Origin of the sequence: Vibrio caribbeanicus ATCC BAA-2122 (assembly GCF_000165125.1) — a bacterium.
GTDB classification, from domain to species: domain Bacteria; phylum Pseudomonadota; class Gammaproteobacteria; order Enterobacterales; family Vibrionaceae; genus Vibrio; species Vibrio caribbeanicus.
In genome coordinates this window covers 17,602-32,053 of record NZ_AEIU01000094.1, presented here as the reverse complement: position 1 = coordinate 32,053, position 14,452 = coordinate 17,602, and the positions used below count along the sequence as shown (strand labels likewise).

General features: G+C 41.8%; 10 protein-coding genes. 8 read left to right on the top strand and 2 right to left on the bottom strand.

Features of this window, described 5'->3' with window-relative positions; all coding sequences use genetic code 11:
- Positions 1-323 precede the first annotated feature (323 nt).
- The 6 genes from secA to RH40_RS15550 all read left to right on the top strand — a co-directional run bounded on the left by secA (position 324) and on the right by RH40_RS15550 (position 10,195).
- Complete coding sequence (gene secA, locus RH40_RS15575; protein ID WP_009602584.1) at positions 324-3,035, top strand: preprotein translocase subunit SecA; 2,712 nt, start codon at positions 324-326, stop codon at positions 3,033-3,035.
- A 73-nt stretch (positions 3,036-3,108) separates the two neighbouring features.
- Positions 3,109-3,507, top strand: coding sequence for an 8-oxo-dGTP diphosphatase MutT (gene mutT, locus RH40_RS15570; protein WP_009602583.1), 399 nt, complete (start codon positions 3,109-3,111; stop codon positions 3,505-3,507).
- A 74-nt stretch (positions 3,508-3,581) separates the two neighbouring features.
- On the top strand, positions 3,582-4,391 hold the full coding sequence (dapB, locus tag RH40_RS15565) for a 4-hydroxy-tetrahydrodipicolinate reductase (RefSeq protein ID WP_009602582.1): 810 nt from the start codon (positions 3,582-3,584) through the stop codon (positions 4,389-4,391).
- Positions 4,392-4,872: 481 nt separating this feature from the next.
- The gene (carA, locus tag RH40_RS15560) at positions 4,873-6,012 is read left to right on the top strand and encodes a glutamine-hydrolyzing carbamoyl-phosphate synthase small subunit (protein WP_009602581.1); all 1,140 of its coding nucleotides are present in this window, start codon (positions 4,873-4,875) and stop codon (positions 6,010-6,012) included.
- 16 nt (positions 6,013-6,028) lie between these two features.
- Entirely contained in the window at positions 6,029-9,253 is a 3,225-nt protein-coding gene (gene carB / locus RH40_RS15555) for a carbamoyl-phosphate synthase large subunit (protein WP_009602580.1), read from the top strand.
- A gap of 159 nt (positions 9,254-9,412) precedes the next feature.
- Positions 9,413-10,195 carry a TSUP family transporter gene (locus RH40_RS15550; RefSeq protein WP_009602579.1) on the top strand — a complete coding sequence of 261 codons (783 nt, stop codon included), beginning with the start codon at positions 9,413-9,415 and terminating at the stop codon, positions 10,193-10,195.
- Here the strand turns inward: RH40_RS15550 and RH40_RS15545 are convergent.
- Positions 10,187-11,074, bottom strand: a complete 888-nt coding sequence (locus RH40_RS15545; protein WP_050790458.1) for a LysR family transcriptional regulator — start codon at positions 11,072-11,074, stop codon at positions 10,187-10,189. The two genes, RH40_RS15550 and RH40_RS15545, sit on opposite strands and share 9 nt — an antisense overlap.
- Before the next feature lie 315 nt (positions 11,075-11,389).
- Here RH40_RS15545 and ung point away from each other — a divergent pair, with 315 nt between their 5' ends.
- Positions 11,390-12,067, top strand: coding sequence for a uracil-DNA glycosylase (gene ung / locus RH40_RS15540; RefSeq protein WP_009602577.1), 678 nt, complete (start codon positions 11,390-11,392; stop codon positions 12,065-12,067).
- A gap of 38 nt (positions 12,068-12,105) precedes the next feature.
- On the opposite strand, the gene RH40_RS15535 is transcribed toward ung, so the two are convergent.
- Positions 12,106-12,288, bottom strand: a complete 183-nt coding sequence (locus RH40_RS15535; protein WP_009602576.1) for a DUF3545 family protein — start codon at positions 12,286-12,288, stop codon at positions 12,106-12,108.
- Positions 12,289-13,011: 723 nt separating this feature from the next.
- Between RH40_RS15535 and RH40_RS15530 the strand changes: the two genes are divergently transcribed.
- Positions 13,012-14,439, top strand: a complete 1,428-nt coding sequence (locus RH40_RS15530; RefSeq protein ID WP_039954833.1) for an alanine/glycine:cation symporter family protein — start codon at positions 13,012-13,014, stop codon at positions 14,437-14,439.
- The last annotated feature ends 13 nt before the right edge of the window (positions 14,440-14,452 follow it).

The following is a 14,452-nucleotide window of genomic DNA, read 5'->3' as shown; positions in this document are numbered from 1 at the left end:
CTTTTTTATGTCTAATTTATGATAAGGTCGTATTGCAAGGTAGCTGAGAGTTAAGTCTGTTTAAGCTGATAGCGATAAAATTGTTGGTCACTCCAAAGTGAAAAGAACCATAGGTCAAACAAATAAAGGAATCATTGGCTGCACTTGATAAAATTTCATACACTATCGCGCACTTATCGTCTTCTATGCCTTGAAAAATCAACGTTTAATGACAATATATAGAGCACGAGTTAAATCTCAGTATTCTTAGTTCAAAACTGGTAGAGACTGAAGGCATTTAAAGTAGATCGGGCCCGATCTAAAGAAAGAGAGATTCATAGCAAATGATAACTAAGCTACTGACAAAGGTAATTGGTAGTCGCAACGATCGAACACTACGCAACCTTAAAAAAATTGTTAAAGAAATCAATAATTACGAACCAGTCTTTGAAACACTTTCCGACGAAGAATTAAAAGCAAAAACTAGTGAGTTTCGTCAGCGTTTAGAGCAAGGAGAAACTTTAGAACAGCTGTTGCCAGAAGCTTTTGCCACTGTGCGAGAGGCTTCAAAACGTTTATATGGCATGCGTCATTTTGATGTTCAGTTGATCGGTGGAATGGTACTCAATGCCGGCCAAATCGCTGAGATGAGAACAGGTGAGGGTAAAACGCTTACAGCCACATTACCAGCCTATCTGAATGCTTTAGTTGGAAAAGGTGTTCATGTTGTCACTGTCAACGACTATCTTGCAAAACGTGATGCTGAGACTAACCGCCCCTTATTTGAATTCTTAGGTATGACCGTTGGTGTCAATGTTCCTAACATGTCGCCACCAGAGAAAAAACAGGCTTACTTGGCCGACATACTATATGGAACAAACAACGAGTTTGGTTTCGATTATTTAAGAGACAATATGGCGTTCCGTCAGGAAGATAGAGTCCAAAGAGCACGCTTTTTTGCTGTTGTAGATGAAGTTGACTCGATTCTAATTGATGAAGCAAGAACTCCTCTGATTATTTCTGGACCTGCTGAAGATAGCTCTGAGCTATACACTCGCATTGATAAGTTGATACCTAATTTACAACGACAAGATAAAGAAGACTCTGAAGAGTATCGTGGTGACGGCCACTATACCCTTGATGAAAAGTCCAAACAGGTGCATCTGACGGAAAATGGACAAGAGTTTGTCGAAGAGTTAATGATCAAAAATGGTCTGATGGATGAAGGCGACACCTTGTATTCACCAGCCAACATTAGCTTACTGCACCATGTTAATGCTGCCCTTCGAGCCCATGTTTTATTTGAAAAAAATGTTGACTACATCGTCAATGAAGAAGGTGAGGTTGTTATTGTCGACGAGCATACAGGACGTACAATGCCTGGTCGTCGCTGGTCAGAAGGTTTACACCAAGCCGTTGAAGCTAAAGAAGGTGTAAATATTCAAAATGAAAACCAAACACTTGCATCGATTACGTTCCAGAACTTCTTCCGACTGTACGAAAAATTGTCCGGTATGACGGGAACTGCCGATACAGAGGCTTTTGAGTTTCAGTCTATCTATGGTTTAGAAACGGTTGTAATACCAACGAATAAACCTATGATTCGTAACGACATGCCAGATGTTGTGTATCGAACTGAAGAAGAAAAGTTCAATGCTATTATTGAAGATATTAAACAGCGTGTCGAGAAAGGGCAGCCGAGTTTGGTGGGTACTATATCCATCGAAAAATCAGAGTTGCTATCGAAAGCACTAAAAAATGCCAATATTAAACATAATGTCCTGAATGCCAAATTTCATGAGCGAGAAGCTGAAATAGTTGCAGAGGCTGGTACTCCTGGTGCTGTTACTATAGCAACCAACATGGCTGGACGAGGTACAGACATCGTATTGGGTGGCAGTTGGCAGGCTAAAGTCGATGCACTTAAAAACCCTTCTGATGATCAAATTGAAGCAATCAAGTCTGAATGGAAGCAGGTTCATGATAGTGTTCTTAAAGCAGGGGGCTTACACATTATCGGCACAGAGCGGCATGAATCACGTCGAATTGATAATCAGCTACGTGGTCGTTCAGGACGTCAAGGTGATGCAGGTTCTTCACGTTTCTACCTGTCTATGGAAGATTCTTTACTACGAATTTTTACCTCGGATCGTATGGCGAGTTTGATTCAAGGTAGTATGGAAGCTGGTGAAGCCATCGAATCTAAAATGCTATCTCGCTCTATCGAAAAAGCACAGAGAAAAGTTGAAGGACGGAACTTTGATATTCGTAAGCAGCTTTTAGAGTACGATGATGTAGCGAATGATCAGCGTAAAGTTGTATACGAGCTTCGTGATGAATTGATGAGCATTGAAGACATCAGTGCCATGATTGAGCAGAACCGAGAAGATGTTTTGGCTGCTGTGATTGATGAATATATTCCACCTCAGTCCCTTGAGGATATGTGGGATACTAGAGGACTTCAGGAACGCCTGAAAGCCGACTTTGATCTAGAGGCTCCTATCCAAGCTTGGTTAGATGCTGATGATAAACTGTATGAAGAAGCGTTACGCGAGAAAATTTTGGCGCTTGCAGTCGATGCATACCGAGAGAAAGAGCAGATTGTCGGTCCTGAGGTATTAAGAAATTTCGAAAAGTCTGTAATGCTGCAAACTCTCGATACCCTCTGGAAAGAGCACTTGGCTGCAATGGATCATCTGCGCCAAGGAATTCATTTGCGCGGCTATGCACAGAAAAACCCTAAACAAGAATACAAACGTGAATCTTTTGAACTTTTCGAAGGGTTGCTTGATTCGCTGAAAAGTGATGTTGTTACATTATTATCGAAAGTCAAAGTGCAACAACAAGAAGAAGTGGAGCGTATGGAAGCCCAACGTCAAGCTCAGGCCGAAGCTGCAGCGAAGAGAGCGCAAGCTCAGCATGCTTCTTCAATTGACGAAGATTCTGCTGGCGACCACCAACCTTTAGTGAGAGAAGAGCGTAAAGTTGGGCGTAATGAGCCATGCCCTTGTGGAAGTGGTAAGAAATACAAACAGTGTCATGGTCAGATTAGCTGATCAATTTTAACTTTCTTATATGAAGAGTCGCTTAGGCGGCTCTTTTTTTGAACCAATTGAATGAGAGCTGTGTATGAAAAGAGTCCATATCGTCGCAGGTGTAATATTTAATACGGATAAATCTGAAATTTTTATTACTAAGCGTATGGCAAAGCAACATCAAGGAGGCCTATGGGAGTTTCCTGGTGGAAAAGTTGAAACGAATGAAAGTATTGAACAAGCTTTAACTCGTGAACTCAATGAAGAGATAGGTATTCAAAGTATGACTTTGACCCCCTATCAGCATTTAGACTTTGATTACGAAGATAAGGCTCTGACATTTGATTTCATGTTGGTGACGGAGTTTAGTGGCACGCCTTTTGGTCGTGAAGGACAACAAGGACAATGGGTGAGTGTCAAATCACTGTCCGATTATCCATTCCCTGCAGCCAACCAACCAATTTTGGAACGTGTTATTAAAGAGTTCACTTGATGTATCGTCAATGTTAATCTTGATCGGCTAAGTATAAAATTGTGAACTTGGTCTTGAAGAACGGAGAATAAGCAATGGTAAGAATTGCAATTGCGGGAGCTGCTGGTCGAATGGGGCGTAATTTAGTTAGGGCGACATATAGTAATCCTAATGCCTATGTTTCAGCAGGTTCCGAGCGTCCAGAATCCTCTTTAATTGGGGTTGATTTGGGCGAGCTATGTGGTGAAGGTAAGCTTGACGTCGTCGTAGTCGATGATTTATCAAAAAATGTTAATGACTTCGATGTCATTCTGGATTTTACTTCTCCTTCAAGCACCCTCGAAAATATAAAGCTCTGCCAGAAACACAATAAGTGTATTGTTATTGGCACCACAGGTTTCTCCGATGAAGAACGTATGGTTATTGAGCGTTCTGCAAAGGATGTCCCTATTGTAATGGCTCCAAATTACTCCGTTGGTGTCAATCTTGTATTTAAATTGCTTGAGAAAGCGGCAAAAGTCATGGGGCACTATAGCGATATTGAAATTATAGAAGCTCACCATAGGCACAAAGTCGATGCTCCTTCTGGTACTGCAATTGGTATGGGTGAAGCGATTGCGTCAGCGATGGGTAATAGTCTTAATGACGTTGCTGTTTATGCTCGAGAAGGGATCACTGGAGAGAGAACAAAAGACGAAATTGGTTTTGCCACTATTCGCGCAGGCGACACAATTGGTGAGCACACTGCATTATTTGCTGATATCGGTGAAAAGGTCGAGATCACCCATAAAGCAACCGATAGAATGACATTTGCCAATGGTGCAGTCAGAGCCGCAGTATGGCTGAAGGATAAATCTCCCGGATTTTACACTATGGTTGATGTACTAAGTCTAAACGATCTTTAGCATCGATTCTCCCTTTAGTAAATGTAAATAATTATTCGCCAGCAGTTGCTGGCGTTTTTTTATTCTCAGGAACATGGTACTGATCTTTTTTAGCTTTAAGTCTTGTGTTTTTGAGTGTTTTATTATGTTTTTTGTTCCTGGCCTTCTAAAGTTGATGTATTTTATGTGGTTTAACGTTTGCTTTTTTTGGTTTTAAATATTTCTCATTTTATAATGTGTCAAAACAAACGATAAAAATTAATTTAAGTTTTTTCTTATGAAAAAGCGTTTTTTATTGTTTCTTTCTAGTCTTTAAGTGACAATTCTGCTCAAGAGGCATTAATTTTCAATTAAATTTATCGGTGTTGTTGACATAAAGAATGAGCGTCATTAAAATGCTGCCAATTTGTCTTAAATTACTCAGCAATTATTACGTTTGCTTGTTTTATGGGCATTTTGAGAATTAATTTATAATTATTGCATTTTTATTCTGGAGGTTGTCTTGAGTAAAGCAGCACTGTTAGTCCTAGAAGATGGGACAGTGTTCCACGGTATTTCCATTGGAGCAGATGGCATTTCCGTTGGTGAAGTTGTTTTTAATACTTCGATGATGGGGTATCAAGAAATCCTTACTGACCCTTCCTACTCCAAACAGATCGTCACACTTACTTATCCCCACATTGGCAATACTGGCACTAATAACGAAGACGAAGAATCCTCATTAATTCATGCCCAAGGCCTTATAATTCGCGATCTCCCTCTTATTGCTTCCAACTTTCGAAACCAACTCTCACTCTCTGACTACCTGAAATCTCAAAATATTGTTGGCATTGCTGAAATTGATACTCGCAAGCTTACTCGCGTTCTGCGTGAAAAAGGCGCGCAAAGCGGGTGTATTGTGGCTGGCCACTCATTAGACGAAGCATTGGCATTAGCCAAAGCAAAAGAGTTCCCTGGATTAAAAGGTATGGATCTTGCGAAAGAAGTTACAACAAAAGAAACGTATCAGTGGAAACAGGGTTCGTGGACGCTTGAAGGTGGTCTTCCAGAAGCGAAGGATGATAAAGACTTACCCTATCATGTTGTCGCCTACGATTTCGGTGCCAAGAGAAATATCTTACGAATGTTGGTCGATAGAGGATGCCGCTTGACCGTCGTACCTGCGCAGACTCCTGTCGAAGAGGTATTGGCGTTGAATCCAGATGGTATCTTCTTATCAAATGGACCTGGTGATCCTGAGCCTTGTACCTATGCAATTGAAGCGACCAAGACGTTCTTACAAAGAGGAATACCTATTTTTGGTATTTGTCTAGGTCACCAGATTCTTGCACTCGCCTCTGGCGCTAAAACAGTGAAAATGAAGTTTGGTCATCATGGAGCTAATCATCCCGTCAAAGACATTGATAGAAACGTTGTGATGATTACTTCGCAGAATCATGGGTTTGCTGCGGATGAAGCCACACTTCCTGAAAACCTCAGAGCAACTCATGTGTCTTTATTCGACGGTTCTTTACAAGGTATTGAGCGCACAGATAAGCCAGCGTTTAGCTTCCAAGGACATCCTGAGGCTAGCCCAGGACCTCATGATGCAGCGCCACTTTTCGATCATTTCATTGAACTCATCAAACAACACAGTGCTTAAACCGGAGTAGTACAGAATGCCAAAACGTAATGACTTAAAAAGTATTCTCATCCTAGGCGCAGGCCCAATTGTTATTGGTCAGGCGTGTGAATTTGACTATTCAGGTGCACAGGCGTGTAAAGCACTGCGAGAAGAAGGCTACAAAGTTATTCTGGTTAACTCGAATCCAGCCACAATTATGACAGACCCAGACATGGCTGATGCCACTTACATCGAGCCGATTCAATGGGAAGTTGTTCGAAAAATTATTGAAAAAGAGCGCCCCGACGCTGTATTGCCAACAATGGGAGGTCAAACGGCTCTGAACTGTGCCTTGGATCTCGAAAAGTATGGTGTACTTAAAGAATTCAACGTCGAAATGATCGGGGCCACTGCAGATGCTATTGACAAAGCGGAAGATCGCTCTCGATTTGATAAAGCGATGAAATCGATAGGACTCGAGTGCCCAAGAGCGGATACCGCTAAGACCATGGAAGAAGCTTACCGGGTTCTTGATATGGTTGGTTTCCCTTGCATCATCCGACCTTCATTTACAATGGGAGGTACAGGGGGAGGCATTGCGTACAATAAAGAAGAGTTTGAAGAAATTTGTCGTCGTGGATTAGATCTATCTCCTACCAATGAATTATTAATCGATGAGTCCCTCATTGGTTGGAAAGAATATGAAATGGAAGTGGTACGTGATAAAGCAGATAACTGTATTATCGTGTGTTCGATTGAGAATTTCGACCCTATGGGAATTCACACTGGAGACTCAATTACGGTTGCTCCTGCTCAAACGCTGACTGATAAAGAATATCAACTGATGAGGAATGCTTCTCTCGCAGTGTTACGTGAAATCGGTGTAGAAACGGGTGGCTCCAACGTTCAATTTGGTATTAACCCGAAAGATGGTCGCATGGTGATCATTGAAATGAACCCCCGTGTATCGCGCTCGTCTGCTTTAGCCTCGAAAGCTACGGGTTTTCCTATCGCAAAAATTGCAGCTAAATTGGCCGTTGGTTTTACTCTTGATGAGCTACAAAATGATATTACTGGCGGTAAAACACCGGCTTCATTTGAACCAACGATTGATTATGTCGTCACTAAAATACCTCGTTTTAACTTTGAGAAATTTGCAGGAGCGAATGATCGCCTAACAACTCAAATGAAATCCGTGGGTGAAGTAATGGCCATCGGCCGAAATCAACAGGAGTCCTTGCATAAGGCGTTACGCGGTTTAGAAGTTGGTGCGACTGGTTTTGACGAAATGGTTGATTTAGATGCTCCCGATGCATTGACAAAGATTCGTCATGAATTGAAAGAAGCAGGCGCTGAACGTATTTGGTATATCGCAGATGCATTCAGAGCAGGGATGTCTGTGGATGGGGTTTTCAATCTTACCCAAATTGACCGCTGGTTCTTGGTTCAAATAGAGGACTTAGTTCGATTAGAAGAGCAAGTTAAGGTGGGTGGTTTTGCTGGGCTAAGCAAAGTAGTACTTCGTCAGATGAAGCGTAAAGGCTTTTCTGATGCTCGCCTATCTAAATTACTTGGTGTTGCTGAGAGTGAGATTCGTCGCCTCAGAGATCAGTACGATATTCATCCAGTGTATAAGCGTGTTGACACATGTGCGGCTGAGTTTTCATCAGATACGGCTTACATGTATTCTTCATACGATGAAGAGTGTGAAGCCAACCCGACAGATAAAGAAAAAATCATGGTTCTTGGTGGCGGGCCTAACCGAATTGGGCAAGGTATTGAGTTCGACTATTGCTGTGTCCACGCATCGTTAGCACTAAGAGAAGATGGTTACGAGACGATTATGGTCAATTGTAACCCTGAAACAGTCTCTACTGATTATGATACCTCTGACCGTTTGTATTTTGAACCAGTGACGCTTGAAGATGTTTTAGCGATAGCGAGAGTTGAACAGCCTAAGGGCGTCATAGTGCAGTACGGTGGGCAAACGCCATTAAAATTGGCGCGTGCGCTTGAAGCTGCTGGTGTGCCTATTATCGGAACAAGCCCAGATGCTATCGATAGAGCAGAAGACCGAGAGCGTTTCCAAGCTGCGGTTGAGCGACTTGGTCTATTGCAGCCTCAGAATGCTACGGTAACAACGATGGAGCAGGCTATTGATAAATCTCGGGAAATCGGTTTTCCTTTAGTCGTAAGACCGTCTTATGTTTTGGGTGGCCGAGCGATGGAAATCGTTTACGATGAGCAAGACTTACGCCGTTATTTTAATGAGGCGGTAAGCGTTTCCAACGAGTCTCCCGTCCTACTTGACCGCTTCTTGGATGATGCGACAGAAGTAGATATCGATGCTATCTGTGATGGGGAACAAGTTGTCATTGGTGGCATCATGGAGCACATAGAGCAGGCTGGTGTTCACTCTGGAGATTCTGCATGTTCGTTGCCAGCCTACACATTGAGTCAAGAAATTCAGGATAAAATGCGCGGACAAGTTGAAAAGCTTGCGTTTGAACTAGGTGTTCGTGGGCTCATGAATACCCAGTTTGCGGTTAAAGATAATGAAGTGTATCTGATTGAAGTTAACCCTAGGGCTGCTCGAACAGTGCCTTTCGTGTCGAAAGCGACGGGCGCACCACTTGCGAAAATTGCCGCGCGAGTAATGGCAGGGCAATCTCTCGATGAACAAGGATTTACCAAAGAGATTATTCCTCCGTACTATTCTGTCAAAGAAGTCGTTCTACCATTCAATAAATTCCCAGGGGTTGATCCCTTATTAGGACCTGAGATGCGTTCTACGGGTGAAGTTATGGGGGTTGGGAATACATTTGCAGAGGCGTATGCAAAAGCTGAGCTGGGTTGCGGTAAGGTTTATCCTGAAGGTGGGAGAGCGCTCTTATCTGTACGTGAGGGCGACAAGCAACGAGTTGTCGACCTTGCTTCAAAGCTAACCAAGTTGGGTTATCAACTTGATGCGACCCACGGAACAGCGATTATTCTAGGCGAGGCGGGAATAAATCCTCGTTTAGTGAATAAAGTTCATGAAGGTCGACCTCATATTCTCGATCGAATCAAGAATAATGAATATACCTATATCATTAATACCGCAGCTGGCAGACAAGCGATTGAGGACTCAAAGGTACTTCGTCGTGGAGCACTCGCTGAAAAAGTGAACTATACCACAACACTCAATGCTGCTTTTGCGACGTGTATGTCCCATGCAGCGAATGCTTGTGCGACGGTAAACTCGGTTCAAGAGCTACACGCTAAGATAATCAAGCACTAGAATAGAAAGTGTCACTCTACTTATGAAGAACTGCCCGCTTTGCCGGGCAGTTTTTTATTGATGAAAATTAGGAATAGAACCTAATCTAATCTTTCGTTAATAAGTTGTGTTCTAAAGTGTTAACTTTGTCTCACGGAGTTAACTTTTATAAGAAACACTATGGAACTGTCGTTTGAATTATTAAGTATGCTATTTTTTGTTGCTATTGCCGCCAGCTTTATTGATGCAATGGCAGGTGGAGGAGGTATGTTGACGCTGCCTGCACTTTTAGCCGCAGGCGTTCCACCAACACAAGCTCTTGCGACAAATAAATTACAAAGCGCGTTCGGGAGCTTCTCAGCTAGTTGGTATTTTGTTCGCAAAGGAATTGTAAATTTAAAGGAAATGCGTCTTGCCATATTCTGTACTTTTTTGGGTTCAGCAGCAGGGGCAGAGGTTGTTCAGTATATTGACGCGAATTTATTGACTAGCTTAATCCCTATTTTATTGGTCGTTATTTCCCTCTATTTTTTACTGATGCCAAAAACGAGACAGCACGAAGGTAAAGCAAGGTTGTCAGAAACGCTGTTTGCTTTTCTTGTTGGTGGTGGCGTTGGTTTCTATGACGGTTTTTTTGGGCCGGGCACGGGGTCTATTTTTACTGTTTGTTTTGTTGTTTTCGCTAATCTTTCTCTCGTTGAGGCAACGGCGAAAACTAAGGTTCTGAATTTTACCTCCAACATTGGTGCTTTATTATTCTTTATCATCGCAGGGCTCCCGATTTGGGAATTGGGGCTTGTTATGGCTTTAGGAGGTGTCATCGGAGCAAGGTTGGGTGCTAGGGTTGTGGTCACAAAAGGGCAAAAATGGATTAGACCTTTGGTCATCGTCATGTCGATGCTTATGGCATCAAAGTTACTTTGGCAGCAGCACCAAGACTATTTTTATGCACTGTTAGGTTGAAACGGTAATGGCTCGGATTAACTTGATGGTGTTGTCACTGTCACTTTTCACTGAGTCAGTAATATAATCAGCCAAGGTTTTTATCCGCCCGTTTTTATAAGAAGAATGTCGTAAACAGATGTGTAGAGGCCTTGCCAGAGATTTTAGTGGCTTAAAATAAAAACAAAACGATGGATCTATCTTTAACACATTTATAATAGAGACAGGGACGAGTGCTGGTGCGACACCAGCCAGTGCGAGTTTTGCAGATGCAATGTAGGAGTCCATTTCCATAATTGGCACTATACCAAGTGTTGTGAGTTTATTGAGCTGGTAGCTGTAAGCGGGATTCGAGAGGTCATTGGTGATAATTTTACTCGGTAGCTTGGTCAGTTTTTGATCCGAGATAAGTATGGACGGTTCATCGAAGAGGTGAAATGTCATCAGCCCATGTTGAGGAGGAAGGTACCCAGCGCACACACCAACATGGGCTCGCCCTGATTTTACATTTTCAACAATTCTCGGGGTATGATTGGTTGATATTTTAAAGTTTGGGTCACGAGAGAATAGTACTCTAAACACATTTGTCAGCAATCCTGAAACTAATGTTTCTGAGCAATCGAATTTGAGAGTACTGTGTTGTTCGATTAGCTGCTGCTCATTTATCAACCCTCTGAGCTCATTAAATGTGGGGCCAATACTTTCTATTAGGTTTTGTGCATCTCGTGTTAATTGTATGTTTCTTCCATCCGGAAGAATTAACTTCTTACCGAGTTTTCTTTCAAGATTAGCAATACGTTTACTTACGGCTGATTGACTGATGTATAAATGACTTCCAGCACGGCTCATTGTTTTCGTTTTGCTTAAAACCAATAAGGTCTCGATTCCTTCCAGAAGCATTGTTTTAGCCTTTTTACGCCAATGTCTTTTCACTTTAACCAACAAAAAACGCTGAAACAAGTACTTGTCTTGTTGAGCCGTGTTGGTTTTTTCTTGGCATAATTTTTTCATTATTGATAGTGCGAATAGTAGTAGGAGGAAAAAACATGCCGTTTTATCGATACTGTACATTACGTCAACGAATGCACTTGCCAAGGCCGAATCGACATATCTCAGGTCAAGGACGTTTTCGTACTCCACAAAAAAATTAAATACTTTGTTCCTTACTATTAATTTGCGACAATCAGATGTCTAAATGGTAAGGAACATCAAATTATGAATTCTGTGCTGACTTGGCAAGATGTTATTGGTGAAGAAAAGCAGAAAGGATATTTCAAAGAGATGATGTCTTTCGTGGAGGCAGAGAGATCGTCTGGAAAGGTGGTTTTTCCTCCGAAAAAAGATGTCTTCAATGCCTTCAAAGCCACAAAGTTCAGTGATATTAAAGTTGTGATGCTTGGTCAAGACCCTTATCACGGCCCAAATCAAGCCCATGGTTTGTGTTTCTCTGTAAAACCAGGAATCAAACCACCTCCGTCGTTAGTCAACATATACAAAGAACTTGCGAGCGATATAGATGGGTTTGAAATACCGAATCATGGCTACCTACAGAGCTGGGCAGAGCAAGGAGTCTTGATGCTTAATACGGTTTTAACTGTGGAGCAAGGTAAAGCACATTCTCATGCTAAGTCGGGCTGGGAGATATTTACCGATAGAGTTATCGAAGCAATAGATCAATATCATACTGGGACCATCTTTGTGCTTTGGGGATCTCATGCGCAAAAGAAAGGGCGCTTTATCAATAGAAATAAACATCAAGTTCTTAGCGGCCCACACCCCTCTCCTTTGTCTGCCCATCGAGGCTTTTTTGGATGCAGGCACTTTTCTAAAGTCAACGCTATACTCGCAAACAAACAAGCCTCTCCGATAGATTGGAGATTGGGGCAGTTATAAAATGATCGATTATGTTGATGAGGCGCAAGCGCCTCTTGTTAAAACTCCATGTCATCGAGATCATCAAAGCCTATGTCCATTTCCTTCAATTCCCTCTGTAGGCGCTGACGGTCTTTTATGGCCTCTATTTCGCGCCATTTGCGTTTAACTGGTTTTGAACGATTTACCTTTCCTCTTGGGAAGTCCTGTTCCAATAGTTCGTCAAAGTTTATGCCTTCCATGAGCAACCTCGTCTATTTTCCCGTGTTCATGATTTAAATATCACATCTCAAAGAAGGCTAACTTTGATTTGTTTCTCATTTGTTGCGTTTCAATGAATTTTTTCTCAATACTTTGCAATGAATTCACAAAAAAAAAGCAAAGATGGTTTTTTTTGTAGTTTCTAATCTCGTTTTACATCTCAAATTCAATAAAATATTGTTACAAGTTTGTGTTAAAGGTTAACGCTTTTGATGAAAAAATAAAGAGAATCAGTTTTGGATTATCATCTAGGTATACCGTATAGGTAATGATTAATTTTTTATGGCTTGATGCCTTATGCTACAAGGCATGATTCACTACCAATTAGCTGGAGATAATAATGTTCCCTAAAAGCTCTAATGTTGCAGATTTTTGTTATGTTTGTGAATAAATCTGTGCCACTTTGTATTGCTGCTCGTTAAATCATGGCAAAATTATAGTGAAAAGTAATAATGATATTATTCGAGTTGCATATTGATTTTTGTGTCACTTCGCTGCATTATCCGCCCGTCAAAAAGTACGCTGATACGTAAAATGGAAGCATGAAGCGAGTTTTACAGGTCTACACTGCTAAAAAAAACTATATCAATACTAAGCTACCTTGACACTTAGTAAAGCAGTGAGATGGATGGCGAGGATGCATTGGTCGGCGAAAACTCACTTATGAGGATGTTATGACAGATTTGATAAGTTTTATGAACGGTATACCAGATTTGATCAGCTTTATGAATGATCTACTTTGGGGATCGGTTCTAGTCTATTTACTGGTCGGTGTGGGAATCTACTTCACGTTTCGTTTGGGTTTCATACAGTTTCGCCATTTTGGTCATATGTTTTCTGTGCTTAAAAATAGCCGGAAAGCAGACAAAGCAGGCATTTCCTCTTTCCAAGCGTTATGTACAAGTTTAGCGGCACGAGTCGGTACTGGTAATATGGCCGGTGTGGCTGTTGCTCTAACCGCTGGAGGCCCAGGTGCTATTTTCTGGATGTGGCTCATTGCTATGTTGGGTATGGCGACTTCATTTGCCGAAAGCACACTAGCTCAGCTTTATAAAACAAAAGACCATGATGGAAACTATCGTGGAGGCCCTGCTTATTACATGGAGAAGGGCTTGGGCATGCGTTGGATGGGAATTCTCTTCTCTATTTTCCTTATTATCGCATTCGGTCTTGTTTTTAATGCTGTACAGGCAAACTCTATTGCAAATGCAATGCACAATGCATTTGGATGGCAAGAAACCTACGTTGGAATTGCAGTTGTTCTATTATCGGCGGTGGTCATTTTTGGTGGGATAAAACGTATTGCACGTGTTGCTGAGTTTATCGTTCCTATCATGGCACTTGCCTATCTGGTATTAGCGCTGTTTGTTATGTTTGCCAATATTGAGAAGCTTCCTGCAATCCTCGCTCTTATTGTGAAAAGTGCATTTGGTCTTCAAGAGGCTGCTGCGGGTGGTTTGGGTTACGCAATTGCACAAGCTATGATCAATGGTATTAAACGTGGTTTGTTCTCCAATGAAGCTGGTATGGGTTCTGCACCCAATGCGGCGGCTTCTGCTACTCCATATCCACCTCACCCAGCATCTCAAGGTTATGTGCAGATGCTCGGGGTGTTTATGGATACTATCGTAATTTGTTCAGCTACGGTTGCTATCATTTTGATGTCGGGTGAATATGTTCCTCATGGAGAAGTAACTGGCATTGAATTGACACAAACCGCATTGAGCTCACAAGTCGGTGACTGGGGTGGTATTTTTGTTGCTGTTGCGATTTTCTTTTTTGCTTTTACTTCCATTATTGCAAACTACTCGTACGCTGAAACAAACTTGATTTTCCTAGAGCATAATCACAAAGCAGGGCTCGGACTTTTCCGTATTATTGTTTTGGGTATGGTTATGTTTGGTGCGGTAGCATCGCTTCCTATCGTGTGGGCTCTTGCTGATGTTTCAATGGGCTTAATGGCTATCGTTAACTTGGTTGCTATATTGCTGTTATCAGGTACCGTCATCAAGCTTGCTAAAGATTATAATCGACAGCTCAAGCAGGGTAAGCTACCTACTTTTGACGCTAATGACTTCCCTGAATTACAATCACAGCTTGAAGATGGAATTTGGGATAAAAAGAACAATTAATCTATTTTCCCTA